Source organism: Corynebacterium antarcticum, from assembly GCF_016595285.2.
GTDB classification, from domain to species: Bacteria; Actinomycetota; Actinomycetes; order Mycobacteriales; family Mycobacteriaceae; genus Corynebacterium; species Corynebacterium antarcticum.
Map to the genome: position 1 here is coordinate 452,583 of NZ_JAENIP020000003.1, position 16,655 is coordinate 469,237.

The following is a 16,655-nucleotide window of genomic DNA, read 5'->3' on the forward strand; positions in this document are numbered from 1 at the left end:
TTCGCGTGCACCCGGTCCCGGTGGGTTCCCGGTCGATGGGCCGCTTTCCGGCACAGCGCCTGTCCCGTTCCCCCGGAATCGCGCCGACCCGGGGGAGCGGTTCAGCGATGGCCCCGGTCTTTTCGTGCGCACCTGGGGCAATCAGGAAACGAGAATCCCCGCTCTACGTAGCAGGTGGAACTGCAGATGTACCTTCATCCACCGTAGAGTCGGGACTACTCGAGACTACGGTCCTCCATCCACCGGGAGGACACCGACGAAAGCAGTCAGCTTGAGAAAACACGGGGGATTTAACAATCAAGAGGACTCCTTCCGTCCCTCCGCTGTTCGAATGACGACTCCATCCTCCGATTCCCTGGAACCGAGAATGAGGCTTCCGAGTTCAACCATGCGGCGAAGCGCCTGCTGCAGCGGTCTCCCGCCGGGCAATGGGCAGGTTGAAACTACCCGGGATCCGGGCGAGCACCGGAGATGACCTCAACTTTGAACGGGGACCCGTTCAGTGGGCCCAGACGTGCACGAATTGTATCGCTCTTGTCGTGAACCAGTACCTCTGTACTGTGGCACAGTAGTTTGTCCGTCAGCTTGTAACGCATCCGTACGACTACTGGTTCGCCGATCTTCACCAGAGCCAGATCACCTCCCCAACGACCCTGCGTGGCTACCCCACCGCAGCACACCACGGGGCGAGTGAACGCCTGGTGGAATCCGAAAAGGGAAATGAAGGGGTTCGGACGGATGTCCGCCCTGACCGCCACGAAATCATCCAGGGCGGCGGAATCTGTCGGTGTGGAGAGAATCGAGACATGTGTGTAGCGATTGGGCGGTGTAATTACACTCAGGAAGCAGCCGATCATGATCAGGTCGAAACTGACAAGGCCTGTACCAAGGACATTTCCGCAATGCAGCACAACAACTAAGGTGAATGCGAATCGCCGCATATAAGCGGTGCCGATAGCGTTGATCGAGATTAAAAATGCCAGTACTACAGGCACCCAGGAATCCACTGCTGAAAGCCAGCCATGCTCGGAAATTCCGGATGTTCCGAGAAGCTGGTACCAGTTGCCAAATGTAGTATTATTCGCGGCATGGTAGAGTGCATTTTCATTTTTCCAGTCGGCGACACCGAGCTTGACAAGCGCAGCACCGGAGTAAAGGAAACATAACAGAACTCGCCCGAAAATTATAGCGGCCCGGCTGATTCCCTGTAAGGTGGCCGGAATGCGGTCCATGTCGAGGTTTGCGAGGTAGCAATTGCGCCTGTTGTCACTCAAACTCACAACCGCAAGAAGGCCGACGAAAATGAGAGCCACAGATTCTCCACCGTCCGGGAGCGTAACTGCAGTCGATATCGTGTAGGTGATGTAGAGATGTAAAAATCCGGTCCACCGCGGATAGAAACCGCTTATGACCAGGAGCAGCCCAAACACGATCATCACGTCAGCAAGGCCCAAATTCTCCCTGCCGACCACGCAGTACAAACCGGCCTGACTCCAATTTTGACAGTGAGGGCCGAATGGTTGCGGACCAACCTCCGTGAACCGTGCCTCGTGCGAGGTGAAGAGAATGAAGCTCAATTGTGTGACAGCAATGATGGTTCTGCCAATTGAAATGAACCTGGATTGAATATTCGCAGATCCGACTATCGCTTCGAGCCTGGTCACAGATTCCACTTTGACCATTGGCGCATCCTGATCACTCATCAAAGGTAACCCTTGCCTTTGTGGCTTTATCGATTCTGTATTCATCTTCCATCAATGATCGAAACGACCAGGGGTGATGGGAATGAAGTTGCTTATCCCGTCTCGAGATATTGTTTGAGGTGATGACATGTTGCCTACTTCTCCGGGAGTTGTTGGGAGCGCGTCTTTGGGGTACGGCGAGAGATCATCAACCCGGTCTCTCCATCCTTCATTCAGGATCCTCCGGTCAAGTCTAGTACTTCAGGACCTTGAGTACGGTGATTTCCAGATGTGCCAGAATAATTTGACCGCCGGTTTTGAGGGGTTCACATCAGGCTTCGGAGGGAGTCGCCGTCACGGGGAACTGGTACCTGACCACTCCGGGCACGACGTGGAAAACGTTGGCTACCTCAGTCGCTGCAGCTGCATGTGCATGTGACGCCGCATTCAAAAACGGCGGCGCCATTGACTCTGGTACTGTCGTTGGTGACACGCCAACCGTACGGTGCGTAGTTCCTTCCTCTGATGAGTGGCTGTATTCCCACCCGATCGCGCGAAGCCCGATGTGGTGGCCAGAATTGTTCGTTGTGTACGGTTCGGCTTGCTGCGCGGTATCGGGAGCGAAACTATGTCATGGTGACCCGGACAGTTCTCGGGCAGATTTTCGTACAGAAATGTTACTTGATTCTCGGTCGGGTCAACCCGTTGAGCATTGTTCGTCCGTACCGGGCGGGCAAGATCAGGATTCATCTCAGCCAGTCCGCCGAAGCTGAAAATGGTCAACTCGGCCACCTCCCGAGCGGTGTGGAGGAATTCGATGGGCTCAGCCGCTCCTCCGGGCGCTGTGCGCCGAGGAGGTGTCCCGTCGAGGACGTGTTCTGCTTGTTCTGTGGGGTTGTCGATGGTGCCTGCAGATCTTCCGGCCGGTCAGTGCCTGCAGTCGGTGGGGCCAGGAGAATCGGGCGGGTGAGACGGTTGATTGCGACGGTTGATCCTGGAGTACGTTCCGCTGAAATGGTCCCGGGGCACACGGGTTTTCTTCGGGTTCCATCCTCGGGCCGGAGGGTTCTCGGACCGAACCGGGATGTTGATGGTTCAGAGAGGCTGAGGCTCTTCGTTTCTTCGTTGTTCGGATCTGAGTTCTGACACGGCTCAATTTATGGTGATTGATTTCCCGTGAAACCGGGACCAGCTGCAACGATTGGTGGTGCGGTACCTGTCCCACGTACGGGCTCATGGTACGAATTTTCGGTCCCCCGTCACCCTCTTGATGTGTCTGATCCGGTCCGATGAAATCCGTCTCCACCGATTACACTGTCAATATGAAGCAGGTCATATGACTTACGCTGGGCAGGTCCCTGCCACAGCGCGAAATGCACGCGTCGTCCGCAGAAGGACTCCCGGTTGTTCCCACGGTGGCGACCCGACCGTACGCGTTAGAATCGTGTGAGTGTTGTCTGGGAACAGCCGGCGGCGGGTTCCGCCGCACCGGACACCGAGGACGAGGAGAACGAGAATGGTCAGAGTCGCAGTCATGGGAGCCGGTTCCTGGGGTACCACCCTCGCCAAGGTGTTCGCCGACGCCGGCAGCGCGGTGACGCTCTGGGCTCGGCGCGCAGAGGTGGCCCGCACCATCCAGATCAGTCGCGAGAACACCGACTACCTCCCCGGACTCGTCCTCCCGAGGGAGATCTGGGCGACCTCGGAGCCCGCCAGGGCACTCCAGGACGCCGACATCGTGGTCCTCGCGGTCCCGAGCCAGACACTCCGGGAGAACCTGTCCGAGTGGCGGGAGCTCATCCCGGAGGATGCCACCCTCCTGAGCCTTGCGAAGGGCATCGAGCGGGGCACCCATCTCCGGATGACGGAGGTGATCGCAGAGGTCGCCGGGGTCGATCCGGACCGGATCGCCGTCCTGTCCGGCCCGAACCTCGCCCGCGAGATCGCCCTCGAACAACCCGCGGCGACGGTCATCGCCTGCACCGACGAAAAGCGGGCGAAGGCGGTCCAGGCGGCACTCGCGGCACCGTACTTCCGTCCGTACACCAACGACGACGTCATCGGCTGTGAGATCGGCGGAGCGTGCAAGAACGTCATCGCACTGGCCTGCGGTATGGCGACCGGCAAGGGGCTGGGGGAGAACTCCCTGGCGTCGCTGATGACCCGGGGTCTGGCGGAGATCTCCCGGCTCGGGGAGGCCCTCGGGGCCGACGCCCGCACCTTCGCGGGGCTCGCCGGCATCGGCGACCTCATCGCGACCTGCTCCTCGCCGCTGTCCAGGAACCGGTCCTTCGGAAAGTGCCTCGGCCGCGGGGATTCCCTCGAGGACGCGGCCCGGGCGACCCACGGACAGGTCGCCGAGGGCGTCATCTCCTCCCAGTCCGTCTGGCAGCTCGCCCGGGAACACGGCGTCGAGATGCCGATCACCCAGGCCGTCGTCGGTGTGTGTCACGGAGGGATGGACGTGGACACGATGATCCGGGCGCTCATGGGGCGCTCGAAGAAGGCGGAATAGGGCGGAACGGTACACCGCGGAGCGACGCTCGGTACGATGACGGTCGTGACTTCACCCGTTGAACCCAGTACCGCCCCCGCAGTGGGCAACCCCGTAGCCGACCGCCGCATCCGCGTCGCGGTCGTCTACGGGGGCCGCAGCTCCGAGCACTCCGTGTCGTGTGTGACCGGCGGCGCCATCATGTCCCACCTCGACCCCGAACGCTACGAGATCGTGCCGGTCGGGATAACCCGCGAGGGGGTGTGGACCGTCGGCGAACCCGATCCGCGGGCGCTCACCATTTCCGGACGCACCCTCCCGGAGGTGCGGCTCCGTGAGCGCCTCCAGCTCTCCCTCGACCCGGACTCCCGGGGAAGGCTGATCGTCCTGGACGGGGACCGTGCCGGGCAGGTGCACGCCGAGGTGGACGTGATTTTCCCCGCACTGCACGGCCGCTTCGGCGAGGACGGCACCGTCCAGGGGATGTTCGAGCTCTCCGGGGTCCCGTACGTGGGGTGCGGTGTGCTGGCCTCGGCCTGCTGCATGGACAAGGAGTACACGAAGAAGCTGCTCGCGGCGGCGGGTCTCGCGGTCGCCCCGGAGATCATCCTCCGGGAGCGCCGGGACCTCGACTCCGCCGAGCGTGAACGCCTGGGTCTCCCCGTCTTCGTGAAACCCGCGCAGGGCGGATCCTCGATCGGGGTGTCCCGGGTGGCCGACTGGTCGGACTTCGCGGCCGCCCTCGACACCGCGTTCTCCGAGGACGACAAGGTCATCGTCGAATCCCAGATCACCGGCCCCGAGGTCGAGGTCGGCGTCCTGCAGTACCCGGACGGGCGGCTGTTCGCCTCGGTCCCGGCGCAGCTCCAGGGCACCGATTCAGGGGACGAGGGATTCTACGGCTTCGACACGAAGTACCTCGATGACGCGGTCACCCCGCAGATCCCGGCCCCTCTCGACGAGGCGACGACCGGGGAGATCCGTCGGATGGCCGTCGCCGCGTTCCGCGCCGTGAACGCCGACGGACTCGCCCGGGTCGATTTCTTCGCCACCCCGGACGGCCCGGTGATCAACGAGGTGAACACGCTTCCCGGTTTCACCCCGATCTCCATGTACCCGCAGGTGCTGGCCGCGTCCGGCGTCGCCTACGGCGAGCTGCTGGACATTCTCGTCGCCCGCGCGCTGCGCTGACGGTCGCGGCTAGTCCGTGCGCGGGGGCGCGGTGACGGTCCACAGGGACCGCATCGCGGCACCCCGTCGGGTCTTCGCCTCGAACGCCTGCATCCCGAGGTGCAGCGTCACGACGCCGCGATCGGGTGCGGCGCACCACGCCAGCGGTTCCCACAGGGCGAGATGCGCGTAGAGCGGCCCCGCCACGGCCTCCCGGGACAGATCCCGCAGGCCGACGACATCGACGGTGGCCTCGTCGCCGACCCGCCGGAGCACACTGAATCCGACCATCCCACCGGAGATGTCCGTGGCGGTGAACACGGTCGATGCGTCGGCCAGGAAGCGGTTCCGGTGCTCCAGGAGGTCGATCGCCCGATCATCGCTGACAGGTCGCCCGTGAGCCCGCTCGACGGTTCCGAGCAGGGGACCCAGCATGTCGGGGGAGGGGCAGTCGGCCGCCGTGGCCGCGGCAGCCGAGATCCGCACCGGCCCCCGGGCGAAGGCGCCGAGTTCGGCGCGGACATCCTCGCGACGCTCGCGGGACTGGAGGGATCCGATGTGTGCCTCGATTCCGCCCGCGGGGACATCCACCGTGCAGTCCGCGCCGGCGAGCCGGAGGTGGGAGGCACTGAACCCGAACGCCCGGATCAGACGTCTGGAGTCGTCGCCGCTGAGAAACGGCCACGCCCAGGCACCCCGGGAGGACGGAAAGAGATCCACCGCCGCGTCGACCAGGGCGGGCAGCCGGGACTCCGGGGCGCCGTCCTCGAGGAGGAGGCGTGAGTTCCGTCCGGCGAGACCGCCGAGGACCAGACCACCGGGATAGTGCGGAGGAGGATTCGTGGGGCAGTGGTGCGCGATGAGGAAGGCGCCGTCGCCGTCGGAGAGGTACGCGGGGTCCACGGTGGGCTCGCCCGAGTCGACGAACCGACACCAGTCGGCGTCCGAGTACACCCCGGAGACACGGCCGAAACCGGGCAGATCCGGTCTCCCGCTGTGGAGAATGGTCATGGGGTCCTTCCTGGGACGACTGGGGCGGGTGAAGCGGGACGGACCGAGGCTACCGGGACCCCGGAAGTGCCGGGATGTTCCGGGAGATCGCGTCACCGAGCCCGACGATGGCCGTGCTGCCGGCGGCCTGAGGCATCGAGACCGCGACATTCGCGGTACGTCCCAGCGCATACCAGGTCCCGGCCGTGGTGCCGTTGGCGAGTGTGGTGTCGTGGTACCAGGTGATGTCGTTGACCTGCTGCACCTGAACACCCGGTTCATAGGACGGCGCATCGGCGACCCCGCACCGCAGGACCACGGGTTCCGCGCCCGGTGCGGTCCAGGCCGCCGAACCGGCGGGCAGACCTGCGGCGTTGATCCGGTCACCGTCGACACGGGTGTAGCCGACTGCCCCGCCGAGCTTCTCCGGCAGCGAGGGGAGCAGCTTGTCGCAGCCCTCATCGGAGGATCCCGGCCCGAGTTCGGAGAGCGGGGCAGGGGCGGGGGCTGGGTCGGTGCGGTCGAGGGTTCCGAGTGCCGCGGACAGTTCCTCCACCGGGGATTCGCCGTCGTCGAGGGCACGGTCATCAGCCGTCACGGCGACGACCGGGGTCCGGTTCACGGCGAACCACGTCCGCAGGCTGGACCCTGTGGTCGCGTCATCCACCCGGACCCAGTCCGTCCCGTTGACATCGGTCGTGTCGGACAGCGTCGTGAACTGCAGCGGCAGCGAGACACCGCACCGCAGGGTGATCCGGCTGACGGAGTTCGACCGCCAGGCCGCCGCACCCGCCGGGGCCGGATCCGCGAGCTCCGCCCGGGGATGCCCGGAGAGCTCTCCGGGAAGCGCGTCCAGGAACCGCGAACACTCCGTCGAGTCCGCATCCGGTGAATCGATCGTGGACATGGACACCGGTTGCAGCGCGGCCTTCCGGTAGACGATCTTCGCCCCGATGAGGGTCGCGATCACCAGCGCCACGGAGAGCCCGAGGGCGATGTACAACGGAACGCGGTTGAACGGGGTGGACTGCTCGCTGTTCATGGCATCCCATCCTAGTCGCCGGGTAATGTGCACATCTGCCAGTACCTCACCACCGAAAATGAGTGATCTCCCCCGTGTCCACCGTATTTCCCAGCCGCTACGCCGGGCCGACCGTCGCCGAGATCGGGGAACGTGCCACGATCCGGGCGATCCTGGACGCGGTTCCGTCCCGCCGCAACGGGGACGATGCTGCGGTACTCCCGCTGCCGAACCCCAACACCCGCACCGTGGTCACCACGGACATGCTCGTCGAGGGACGGCACTTCCGCCTCGACTGGTCCCGCGCCGCGGAGATCGGACACAAGGCCGTCGTACAGAACTTCGCGGACATCGAGGCGATGGGTGCCCGGCCCGTCGCCGTCGTCCTCGCGCTCTCCGCACCGGGACACACCCCCCTCGACTTCATCACCGATCTCGCCCGCGGAGTCGGCGAACGCGTCTCCGCCTACAGTGCAGATCTCACCGGAGGGGACCTCACCGGGGGAGAGCACATCGTGGTGGGCGTCAGCGCCATCGGCCATCTCGGCGGGAGCCTGCCCGCCCTCACCCTGGATGCGGCCCGCCCGGGCCAGGCCGTGGTCGCATCGGGGCGCATCGGATACTCCGCGGCAGGCCTTGCGCTCCTGCGGAGGTACGGGCGGGAGGGGGTTCCCGCGGAGTTCTCCGAACTCGTCGACGCACATCTCGCCCCCACCCTCGATCCGGGCAGGGGGGTCATCGCCCGGGCCACCGGAGCCTCCTCCATGACTGACAACTCGGACGGTCTGATCACCGACCTCGGCACCATCGCCCGACGCAGCGAGGTCGGCATCGACCTCGCGGGCATCGCCATCGCACCCGACGAACTCCTCACCGCCGCCGGTGAGCACCTGGGCATGGACCCCTGGAGCTGGGTCCTCACCGGCGGGGAGGACCACACCCTCATCGGCACGACGTCAAAGGACGCGCCCAGCGGTTTCCGCGTCATCGGGGCGGTCCACCGTCGCCGTGCCGGCGCGGCCGTCACCGTCGATTCCGTGCCCCCCGCCCACAGCGCGGGTTGGGACAGTTTCCCGCGGCCGGCGGCGGCACCCTAGACTCGGAGTGGAGATGAGTGACACAGAAAACCCCGTGCAGATGTCCGCCGACCACACCGCCCCCCTCCCCGTGGAGGATGGCTGGCGGCGGGTTCTCGAACCGGTGGCTCCGGCGATCCACCGGATGGGAGACTTCCTCCGCGCCGAGAACGCGGCGGGCCGCGGCTACCTCCCCGCGGGAGCTGATGTGCTGAGGGCGTTCACCTACCCCTTCGACCAGGTCAAGGTCCTCATCGTGGGTCAGGACCCGTATCCCACACCGGGGCACGCGATGGGACTGTCCTTCTCCACCCAGCCGGGCGTGCGTCCGCTGCCGAAGTCGCTGGCCAACATCTTCCGGGAGTACTCGGACGACCTGGGGTTCCCCGTGCCGGACGACGGTGACCTCACCCCCTGGTCGAAGCAGGGCGTCGCACTGTTCAACCGGGTTCTCACGGTGCGTCCCGGTGCCGCTGCGTCCCACCGTGGGAAGGGATGGGAGGAGATCACCGAGGCGGCGATCACCGCCCTCGCCGAACGGGAGCGCCCCCTCGTCGCGATCCTGTGGGGGCGCGACGCGCAGAACACGCGACGCTTCCTCGGTGACACCCCGTGCATCTGCTCCCCGCACCCGTCCCCGCTGTCGGCCCACCGCGGTTTCTTCGGATCCCGCCCGTTCAGCCGCGCCAACGAGATCCTCGCCTCCCAGGGCGCGCAGCCGGTGGACTGGCGTCTGTAGACTTGTCGATCATGGCCTCTGACGTATCCCTCGACGGTACCGCCCTCCTTTCGTGGGCGGAACGGGCGGTGGACGCTCTCTCCACCCGCCGCGAGGAGATCAACGGGCTGAACGTCTTCCCGGTGCCGGACGCGGACACGGGGTCGAACATGACCTACACCATGGAGGCGGCGCTCGCGGAAGCCGCCCGTCTCGACGACGCCGAGAAGGAGAGCGCGCACGCGGTGGCCGCCGCACTCGCCGCGGGATCCGTGCGCGGTGCCCGGGGAAACTCGGGTGTGGTGCTCAGCCAGGTGATCAGCGGTATCGCCCAGGCCGCAGCGAGCGGAAGCATCGACGGCGAGTGCCTGAAGAACTCGCTGGCCATCGCCGTGCGGCTCGTCGACCGCGCCATCACCGACCCGGTCGAGGGCACCGTCGTGACCGTCCTCCGGGCGACCGCCGTCGCCGCGGCGCAGGCCGGGGGAGGGCTCCGGGAGACGGCCGTCGCCGCCGTGGACGCCGCCCGCACCGCACTGATGAAGACCCCCTCCCAACTGGAGGTCCTCCGGTCGGCGGGTGTCGTGGACGCGGGCGGGGCGGGCCTCGTGGTTCTGCTCCAGTCGCTGCTCGACGAGATCGAGGGCATCGCCCGGGAGGACGGCGTGATCGATTCCTTCGGGCATCCCGGGGTTCACCCGGTGGTGGAGGACAGCACCGTCTGCGACGCCCGCCACGGCAGGCCCCGCGCACTCGAGATCATGTGCTTCATCCGGTTGACCGGTGAGGACGAGGACGCCCTCGGGACTCTCCGCGCGACCCTGGCGGAGATGGGCGACAGCCTCATCCTCGCACCCGCCGACACCGATCCGGACGGCCCCGTCCGTTCAGCGACCGTCCACATCCACAGCAGCGTTCCCGGTCCCGTGATCGAGGAGCTGTACCGGTCCGGCGAAGTGAGTGATCTCCGACTCGAGGTGCTGCCGGAGAGCCCGCAGGTGGAGACGCTCCGCCGTGCGGTCATGGCACTCGCCCCGGACGGACCGCTCGCGGAGCTCTACCGGCAGGCCGGTGCGATCGTCATCACCCCGGATGCCACCGGCGACGGCGACGACGGCACCACCGACACGGTCTCGAGGATTCTCGCGGAACTGCGTACCCGCGGAATCGGCGAGGTCATCCTCCTCCCGAACGGCCTGCTCACCCGCAGGGAGATGGTGTCGGCGGAACTCGCCGCACACGCGGCGGAACGCACCATGACGATCCTGCCCACCGCACGGCTCGTCAGCGGCATCGCCGCGCTGGCGGTCCACGATCCGGAACAACCCGTGGCGGTCGATTCCTACGCCATGGCCGAAGCCGCGGGTTCCATGCGTACCGCGATCCTGCAGCGTGCCGAGAAGGCCGCACTCACCCTCGCCGGCCCGTGTTCCCGCGGTGACATCCTCGTCACCAGCGGGACGGGTGTCCTCTCCGTGGCCGATGACCTGCAGACCGCACTCGAACAGACCTGCGCCCGGCTGCTCGGGCGGGGCGGCGAACTGGTCACCCTGCTGTTGACCGATGAAGCCGCCGCGGAGATCGATCTCGCCCGGTTCATCGATCAGCTTCCCGGTGTCAACAGCGCGGTGGAGCGCGGTGCCGAGATAGAGGTGATGGTGTATCCGGCCGAGGGACTGGCGCACCTCGCCGAGGTCGGGGTGGAGTAGCGCCCATGCTCGGTTGGCTGGACCCCCGGAGAATCGACGATCTGATCCCGAAGAAGAACGCCGCCGCACTGGAGAAGGCGTTCGGGTACACCACCGTCGACGAACTCCTCCTGCATTTTCCGCGGGCCTGGTCGCACCACGGTGCCGGAGTCAACGTCGACGACGCGGAGCCGGGCGACACCGTCACCTGCGTCGGTACCGTGATCTCGGCCAGGACCGGGTACACGTCCACCGGGAAGCAGATGCACCGGATCACGATCAGTGACGGCGCCAACACCCTCTCGGCCACCTTCTTCCAGGCCCGACTCCCGGCGAGACAACTCAAGGCCGGTGTCCGGGCGATGTTCTCCGGCAAACTCCGGGTGTTCCGCGGACAGGCCGAGATCTCCCACCCCGCGTACGTCATCCTCCCGGAACCCGGGCGCAGACAGTTCGCCACGGGATCGCTGCGCACCCTCGGTGACTTCGGATCCCCGGAGGAACTCGAGGAGCTGCTCTCCCAGCTCGAGTACCTCGCCGTCTACCCGGGAAAGAAGGGGGTGACGAGCTGGGCGCTGCTCGGCGCGGTGAACGCCGTACTCACCCAGACACCCGCGATACCCGAACCGCTCGACGTGGTGCCCGACGGCATGGTCGGTTTCGACGAGGCGATCCGTGGAATCCACCAACCCGACGACCGGGGCCCGGAGCCTTTCATCGAGCGTCTGAAGTACAACGAGGCCCTGTCGTTGGCACTCGTCATGGCCCTGCGTCGTGCTGACGCCTCAGCCCGCGTCGCACCCGCCTGCCCCGAGGTTCCGGACGGACAGAAGGCGACGATGCTCGCCAACCTCCCGTTTCCGCTGACCGACGGCCAGCGGGAGGTCGGTGCCGACATCACCGGGGAACTCGCCGTCCCGGTACCGATGAGCAGGCTGCTGCAGGGGGAGGTCGGTTCCGGAAAGACGATCGTCGCACTGCTGGCCATGCTCCAGGTCGTCGACTCCGGTAGACAGTGCGCGTTGCTCGCGCCGACCGAGGTGCTCGCCGTCCAGCACGCCCGCAGCATCACGGCGAGCCTCATTGCGGCCGGTGTCCCCGCGACCGTGACGGTCCTGACCGGCTCGATGACCGTGGCACGCCGTCGACAGGCGCTGCTCGACACCGTCTCCGGACAGACCGACATCGTCGTCGGCACCCATGCCCTCATCCAGGACGGGGTCGAGTTCTTCGATCTCGGGATGGTCGTCGTCGACGAGCAGCACCGCTTCGGTGTCGAACAGCGCGACCGGTTGCGTAGCGCCGGTCGCGACGGCGGGACACCGCACCTGCTGGTGATGACGGCGACCCCGATTCCCCGCACCATCGCGATGACGGCGTTCGGTGACCTCAGGGTCTCCACCCTCCGCGAACTGCCCGGCGGTCGTCGCCCGATCATCAGTTGCGTCGTCCCCGGATCGAAGCCCGCCTGGGTCCGGCGGGCGTGGGAACGTATCCGTGAGGAGGTGGCGGCGGGCCGCCAGGCGTTCGTCGTCTGCCCACGCATCGACGGCGGGGGCGGGGTCACCGAGACCTTCGAGCTCCTGCGCGGGGATATCTTCCCCGATCTCACCGTGGGGCTGCTCCACGGCCGGATGCACCCCGAGGACAAGGATCGGGTGATGTCCGACTTCGCTGCCGGCGGGATCGACATCCTCGTGTCCACGACCGTCATCGAGGTCGGCATCGACGTGCCCAACGCCACCGTGATGTACGTCCGCGAGGCCGACAACTTCGGGGTCAGTCAGCTGCACCAGCTGCGCGGTCGGGTGGGCCGTGGCGGGCACGCCTCACTCTGTCTCCTGCACACCGACCAACCGGAGGACTCCGATTCCTTCGCGAGGATCAGCGCGATCGCCGCGACGACGGACGGTTTCCGCCTCGCGGAGCTGGATCTGCGTTCCCGGCAGGAGGGTGATGTCCTCGGCACCGCGCAGTCCGGTGGACGCCGTCACGTCCGGCTGCTCGACCTCATCGACGACGCTCCGGTGATCGAGCGGGCCTCCCGGGACGCGGCGGACCTCGTGACCCGGAACCGCGGACTCGCGGAGCAGCTGGTCAGCGACGTGGAGGTCGAGGAGCAGGAGTTCATCGACAAGACGTGACGGTTGGGGACCCGGCGACCCAGGGCCCCGTGTTCTCCACCGCCGGTGTCCGGCCGGGGTACGGGAGCGATCACCGGACCCCGTGGGCCGGTGATGTTTTACGCGGAGCCACCGGGAGGGCGCCGGGATTCCGGTGGCCGGGTGGTGTGCGTGGACCCGCGCCGGCGGAAGAGGAGACCGTATCCGCCGTCGGGAGTGACCGTGGGACGACAGGCCCCGTACGGGAGGAAACCACCCACACAACGAACCATCGCGGGGCAGCGGTCTGCGGCGGCGGTTCAGTGGACGGTGAATCCGCGGGCCCGGAACCGGTCGCGGACCGCTTCGGTCTCCTCGGGGGAGGGCGGTTTCGTGTCCTCCAGGTTGTAGTGCATGCCGAGTTCGTGCCACTTGTCCCGGCCCATGTTGTGGAACGGCAGCACCTCGACGCGCTCCACGGAGTCCTTCCACCGGGAGACGATGTCGCACACCTTGCCCACGTTGTCGGGGTCGTCGGTGAGCCCGGGGACGAGAACGAACCGGATCCAGATCTTCTTTCCGTGTGCCGAGAGGCGGTCACCGAAATCGATGGTCGGCTGCAGTTCCCTGCCGGTCACGTGGCGGTAGGTGTCCGGGTCCCCCGACTTCACGTCGAGGAGGAACAGATCGATCGAGTCGAGGTCCGCGTCGGTCAACCGCGAACCGAGGAACCCGGAGGTGTCCACGGCGATGTGGATCCCGGCGTCGTGACAGGCGGTGAACACCCGCCGGGCGAACGCGATCTGGAACAGCGGTTCGCCGCCCGAGATGGTCAGCCCTCCGCCGGAGGCCCTGAACACCGCCCGGTAGCGCTTCACCTTGGCGATGATGTCCTCGGCGGTCTCCAGGGTGCCCGTCCGCATCTCCATCGTGTCCGGATTGTGGCAGTACTGGCACCGTAACGGGCATCCGGAGAGAAACAGCGTCATCCGGGTGCCCGGGCCGTCGACCGCGGTCACCAGCTCCCAGGAGTGGACCAGACCGACATCGCCCGTGCGCCGGGCCGCGAACAGTTTCCTGCGGCCTTCGGCGTCATCGGGCAGGACGGAGTGGGCACCACCGATGCCTTCGGCGGTTCCCCGCACCTTCGGCCCCTCGGAGGGGGCGATGATGACGGGCGAGTTTATGCCGTCGGACATGGGGGTGCTCCTTCGCGGTACTTCCGTGCCTCAGCGGGAGGTTGTGTCAGGCGCCCTCATGGAACGTCCTGGAGATGACGTCGAGCTGCTGCTCCTTCGTCAGCTTCACGAAGTTCACCGCGTAACCCGACACCCGGACGGTGAGGTTCGGGTACTTGTCGGGGTTCTCCACCGCGTCCTCGAGGGTCGAACGGTCGAGGACGTTGATGTTGGCGTGGTAGAGACCCGAGTCGGAGTGCGTTGCGGCCCGGTTGGACTTCATGTCGGCGAGGCGCTCGTCGAAAGAGAGGGATGACATGGGTGATGCTCCTTTGAGTTGTGGTGGATGGGAAGGAAAACGGGTCAGTCGTCGCCGTCGATGATGAATCCGGCGTCGAGGACACCGACGAGGTTCCGGATCCGCTCATCAGGCGTCCGACCGAGGCCCGAAGGTGTGATGGTGTTGGTCAGGGAAATTCCGTCCAGCGCGTCGTTGTAGTCGAGCTTGCCGACGGACAGCATCGAGGCGACCATACCGTGCGAGTCGAGTGCGTTCTCCGGGTTGGCGCCCGGAGAGAACGGCGTACCGGCCTTGTGCCCGGAGGGGAAGGCACCCGTCGCCTTGCCGTACACGACGTTCGAGGTGATGGTCAGCACCGACTGTGTCGGGATGGCATCCCGGTACATCGGGATCTCCTTGATCTTCGCCATGACGGTGTGCACGATCGTCGCCGCGATGTCATCGGCCCGGTCGTCGTCGTTGCCGTAGATCGGGAACTCTCCCTCGGTGCGGTAGTCGACGATCAGCCCGGTCTCGTCCCGGACGGGGTAGACCTTCGCGTACCTGATCGCGGAGAGGGAGTCCGCGACGATGGACAGACCGGCGATACCGCAGCCCATCGTGCGCTGGATGTCCGAGTCGTGCAGTGCCATCTCCACAGCCTCGTAGGCGTAGCGGTCGTGGCAGTAGTGGATGATGTTGAGTGCCTCGACATACGTGCCGATCACCCAGTCCAGCATGTCCTCGTACTTGTGCCAGACCTCGTCGAAATCGAGAGGGCCGTCACCTTCGACGGGCCTGAAACCTTCGACGACCTGCTTTCCGGAGACCTCGTCACGTCCGCCGTTCATGGCGTAGAGCAGTGCCTTGGCCGCGTTGACGCGGGCACCGAAGAACTGCATCTGCTTGCCGACGGCCATGGGGGAGACGCAGCAGGCGATCGCGGCGTCGTCACCCCAGTGGCTGCGGATCTGCGCATCGGACTCGTACTGGATCGAGGAGGTCTCGATGGAGATCGCGGCGCAGAACTCCTTGTAGCCCTCGGGCAGTGCCGGATCCCAGAACACCGTGATGTTCGGCTCCGGTGCCGGGCCCAGGTTTCGCAGGGTCTGGAGCAGACGGAACGCGGTCTTCGTCACCAGCGGCCGTCCGTCCTGGCCGAAGCCGGCGTCGGACCAGGTCGCCCAGTACGGGTCGCCGGAGAAGATCTGGTCGTAGTCGATGGTGCGCAGGAACCGGACGATCCGCAGTTTCAGGACCAGCTGGTCGATGATCTCCTGCGCGTCCTCCTCGGTGATCCGGCCCGCGGCGAGGTCACGCTCGAAGTAGATGTCGAAGAACGGGGACAGACGGCCGAAGGACATCGCGGCGCCGTCCTGGCTCTTCACGGAGGCGAGGTATCCGAAGTAGGTCCACTGCACGGCCTCCTGTGCTGTCGCGGCGGGGCGGGAGATGTCGAAACCGTAGGCCTCGGCCATCTTCTTCAGCTTCTTCAGGGCCTTGATCTGCTCGGAGTGCTCCTCGCGGTAACGGCACCAGTGCTCGCTGAACGGATCCGAACCCACCGCGTGCTTGGCGGCCTCCTTGTCCTCGATGAGGCGGTCGACACCGTAGAGCGCGACGCGACGGTAGTCACCGATGATGCGTCCGCGTCCGTAGGCGTCCGGGAGACCGGTGATGATGTGGGAGGACCGGGCTGCCCGGATCCGCGGGGTGTAGATCTCGAAGACTGCGTCGTTGTGTGTCTTGCGGTAGCGGGTGAAGATCTCCTTGACCCGCTCGTCGGGCTCCTTGCCCGCTTCGCGGATCGCCTGTTCCACCATCCGCCAGCCACCGTTGGGCATCATCGCCCGCTTGAGCGGAACGTCCGTCTGCAGGCCGACGACGACATCGTCGTCCTCGGAGATGTAGCCCGCGGGGAATGCGTCCACGTCCGCGGGTGTGTGCGTGTCGACGTCGTACACCCGGCGCTTGCGTTCTTCCGCGAGATAGTCCTTCTCCAGTGTGTCCCAGACCCGGAGGGTCTTGGCGGTCGGTCCGGAGAGGAACGCCGCGTCGCCGGTGTAGGGGGAGTAGTTCCGCTGAACGAAATCGCGGACATCGATGTGGTCACACCAGAGACCGGTCTCGAACCCTTCCCAGGGCGAGTCGGTGTCGGTGGGGGTTGGAGCGAATGTGGTCACGGTTGCTTCAGACCTTTCCAAGACGGGGTGTCAACTGGGGGATCCAGGTTTCAGGTTCACTCACGCGAACGAG

General features: G+C 66.2%; 12 protein-coding genes. 6 read left to right on the forward strand and 6 right to left on the reverse strand.

The annotated features are described in order from the left end of the window. Positions 1-443: 443 nt before the first annotated feature. Positions 444-1,703, reverse strand: coding sequence for a sporulation-delaying protein SdpB family protein (locus tag JIM95_RS09370; RefSeq protein WP_200259244.1), 1,260 nt, complete (start codon positions 1,701-1,703; stop codon positions 444-446). Between the two features lie 1,495 nt (positions 1,704-3,198). On the opposite strand from JIM95_RS09370, the gene JIM95_RS09375 reads away from it, so the two are divergent. After that, positions 3,199-4,197 (forward strand): NAD(P)H-dependent glycerol-3-phosphate dehydrogenase, encoded by a 999-nt coding sequence (locus tag JIM95_RS09375; protein WP_200259247.1) that lies wholly within the window; start codon positions 3,199-3,201, stop codon positions 4,195-4,197. An 81-nt stretch (positions 4,198-4,278) separates the two neighbouring features. Next, positions 4,279-5,367, forward strand: coding sequence for a D-alanine--D-alanine ligase family protein (locus tag JIM95_RS09380; RefSeq protein WP_248702960.1), 1,089 nt, complete (start codon positions 4,279-4,281; stop codon positions 5,365-5,367). Between the two features lie 9 nt (positions 5,368-5,376). Here JIM95_RS09380 and JIM95_RS09385 read toward each other — a convergent pair whose 3' ends face one another. Next, entirely contained in the window at positions 5,377-6,357 is a 981-nt protein-coding gene (locus JIM95_RS09385) for a hypothetical protein (protein ID WP_200259253.1), read from the reverse strand. Between the two features lie 49 nt (positions 6,358-6,406). Then, positions 6,407-7,378 (reverse strand): DUF3515 domain-containing protein, encoded by a 972-nt coding sequence (locus JIM95_RS09390; RefSeq protein ID WP_200259256.1) that lies wholly within the window; start codon positions 7,376-7,378, stop codon positions 6,407-6,409. A gap of 74 nt (positions 7,379-7,452) precedes the next feature. Here JIM95_RS09390 and JIM95_RS09395 point away from each other — a divergent pair, with 74 nt between their 5' ends. Genes JIM95_RS09395 through JIM95_RS09410 form a run of 4 tightly spaced genes read left to right on the forward strand, consistent with a single transcriptional unit; the run spans position 7,453 to position 12,983 of the window. After that, positions 7,453-8,454 carry a thiamine-phosphate kinase gene (locus JIM95_RS09395; protein WP_200259259.1) on the forward strand — a complete coding sequence of 334 codons (1,002 nt, stop codon included), beginning with the start codon at positions 7,453-7,455 and terminating at the stop codon, positions 8,452-8,454. A gap of 40 nt (positions 8,455-8,494) precedes the next feature. After that, positions 8,495-9,172, forward strand: a complete 678-nt coding sequence (locus JIM95_RS09400; RefSeq protein ID WP_200259442.1) for a uracil-DNA glycosylase — start codon at positions 8,495-8,497, stop codon at positions 9,170-9,172. An 11-nt stretch (positions 9,173-9,183) separates the two neighbouring features. Next, a complete protein-coding gene (locus JIM95_RS09405; protein ID WP_200259263.1) occupies positions 9,184-10,860 on the forward strand; it encodes a DAK2 domain-containing protein in 1,677 nt (558 codons plus the stop codon). Between the two features lie 5 nt (positions 10,861-10,865). Then, the gene (locus JIM95_RS09410) at positions 10,866-12,983 is read left to right on the forward strand and encodes an ATP-dependent DNA helicase RecG (RefSeq protein ID WP_200259266.1); all 2,118 of its coding nucleotides are present in this window, start codon (positions 10,866-10,868) and stop codon (positions 12,981-12,983) included. Positions 12,984-13,261: 278 nt separating this feature from the next. On the opposite strand, the gene pflA is transcribed toward JIM95_RS09410, so the two are convergent. Genes pflA through JIM95_RS09420 form a run of 3 tightly spaced genes read right to left on the reverse strand, consistent with a single transcriptional unit; the run spans position 13,262 to position 16,582 of the window. Then, positions 13,262-14,140 carry a pyruvate formate-lyase-activating protein gene (gene pflA, locus JIM95_RS09415; RefSeq protein ID WP_200259283.1) on the reverse strand — a complete coding sequence of 293 codons (879 nt, stop codon included), beginning with the start codon at positions 14,138-14,140 and terminating at the stop codon, positions 13,262-13,264. A gap of 46 nt (positions 14,141-14,186) precedes the next feature. Then, complete coding sequence (grcA2, locus tag JIM95_RS11415; protein ID WP_200259286.1) at positions 14,187-14,438, reverse strand: autonomous glycyl radical cofactor GrcA2; 252 nt, start codon at positions 14,436-14,438, stop codon at positions 14,187-14,189. 44 nt (positions 14,439-14,482) lie between these two features. Further along, on the reverse strand, positions 14,483-16,582 hold the full coding sequence (locus JIM95_RS09420) for a pyruvate formate lyase family protein (protein WP_200259289.1): 2,100 nt from the start codon (positions 16,580-16,582) through the stop codon (positions 14,483-14,485). Positions 16,583-16,655 lie beyond the last annotated feature (73 nt).

Coding starts and splice junctions, on each gene's coding strand:
- JIM95_RS09370 (WP_200259244.1), bottom strand. CDS start 1,703: ATGAGTGATCAGGATGCGCCAATGGTCAAAGTGGAATCTGTGACCAGG.
- JIM95_RS09375 (WP_200259247.1), top strand. CDS start 3,199: ATGGTCAGAGTCGCAGTCATGGGAGCCGGTTCCTGGGGTACCACCCTC.
- JIM95_RS09385 (WP_200259253.1), bottom strand. CDS start 6,357: ATGACCATTCTCCACAGCGGGAGACCGGATCTGCCCGGTTTCGGCCGT.
- JIM95_RS09390 (WP_200259256.1), bottom strand. CDS start 7,378: ATGAACAGCGAGCAGTCCACCCCGTTCAACCGCGTTCCGTTGTACATC.
- JIM95_RS09400 (WP_200259442.1), top strand. CDS start 8,495: ATGTCCGCCGACCACACCGCCCCCCTCCCCGTGGAGGATGGCTGGCGG.
- JIM95_RS09405 (WP_200259263.1), top strand. CDS start 9,184: ATGGCCTCTGACGTATCCCTCGACGGTACCGCCCTCCTTTCGTGGGCG.
- JIM95_RS09410 (WP_200259266.1), top strand. CDS start 10,866: ATGCTCGGTTGGCTGGACCCCCGGAGAATCGACGATCTGATCCCGAAG.
- pflA (WP_200259283.1), bottom strand. CDS start 14,140: ATGTCCGACGGCATAAACTCGCCCGTCATCATCGCCCCCTCCGAGGGG.
- grcA2 (WP_200259286.1), bottom strand. CDS start 14,438: ATGTCATCCCTCTCTTTCGACGAGCGCCTCGCCGACATGAAGTCCAAC.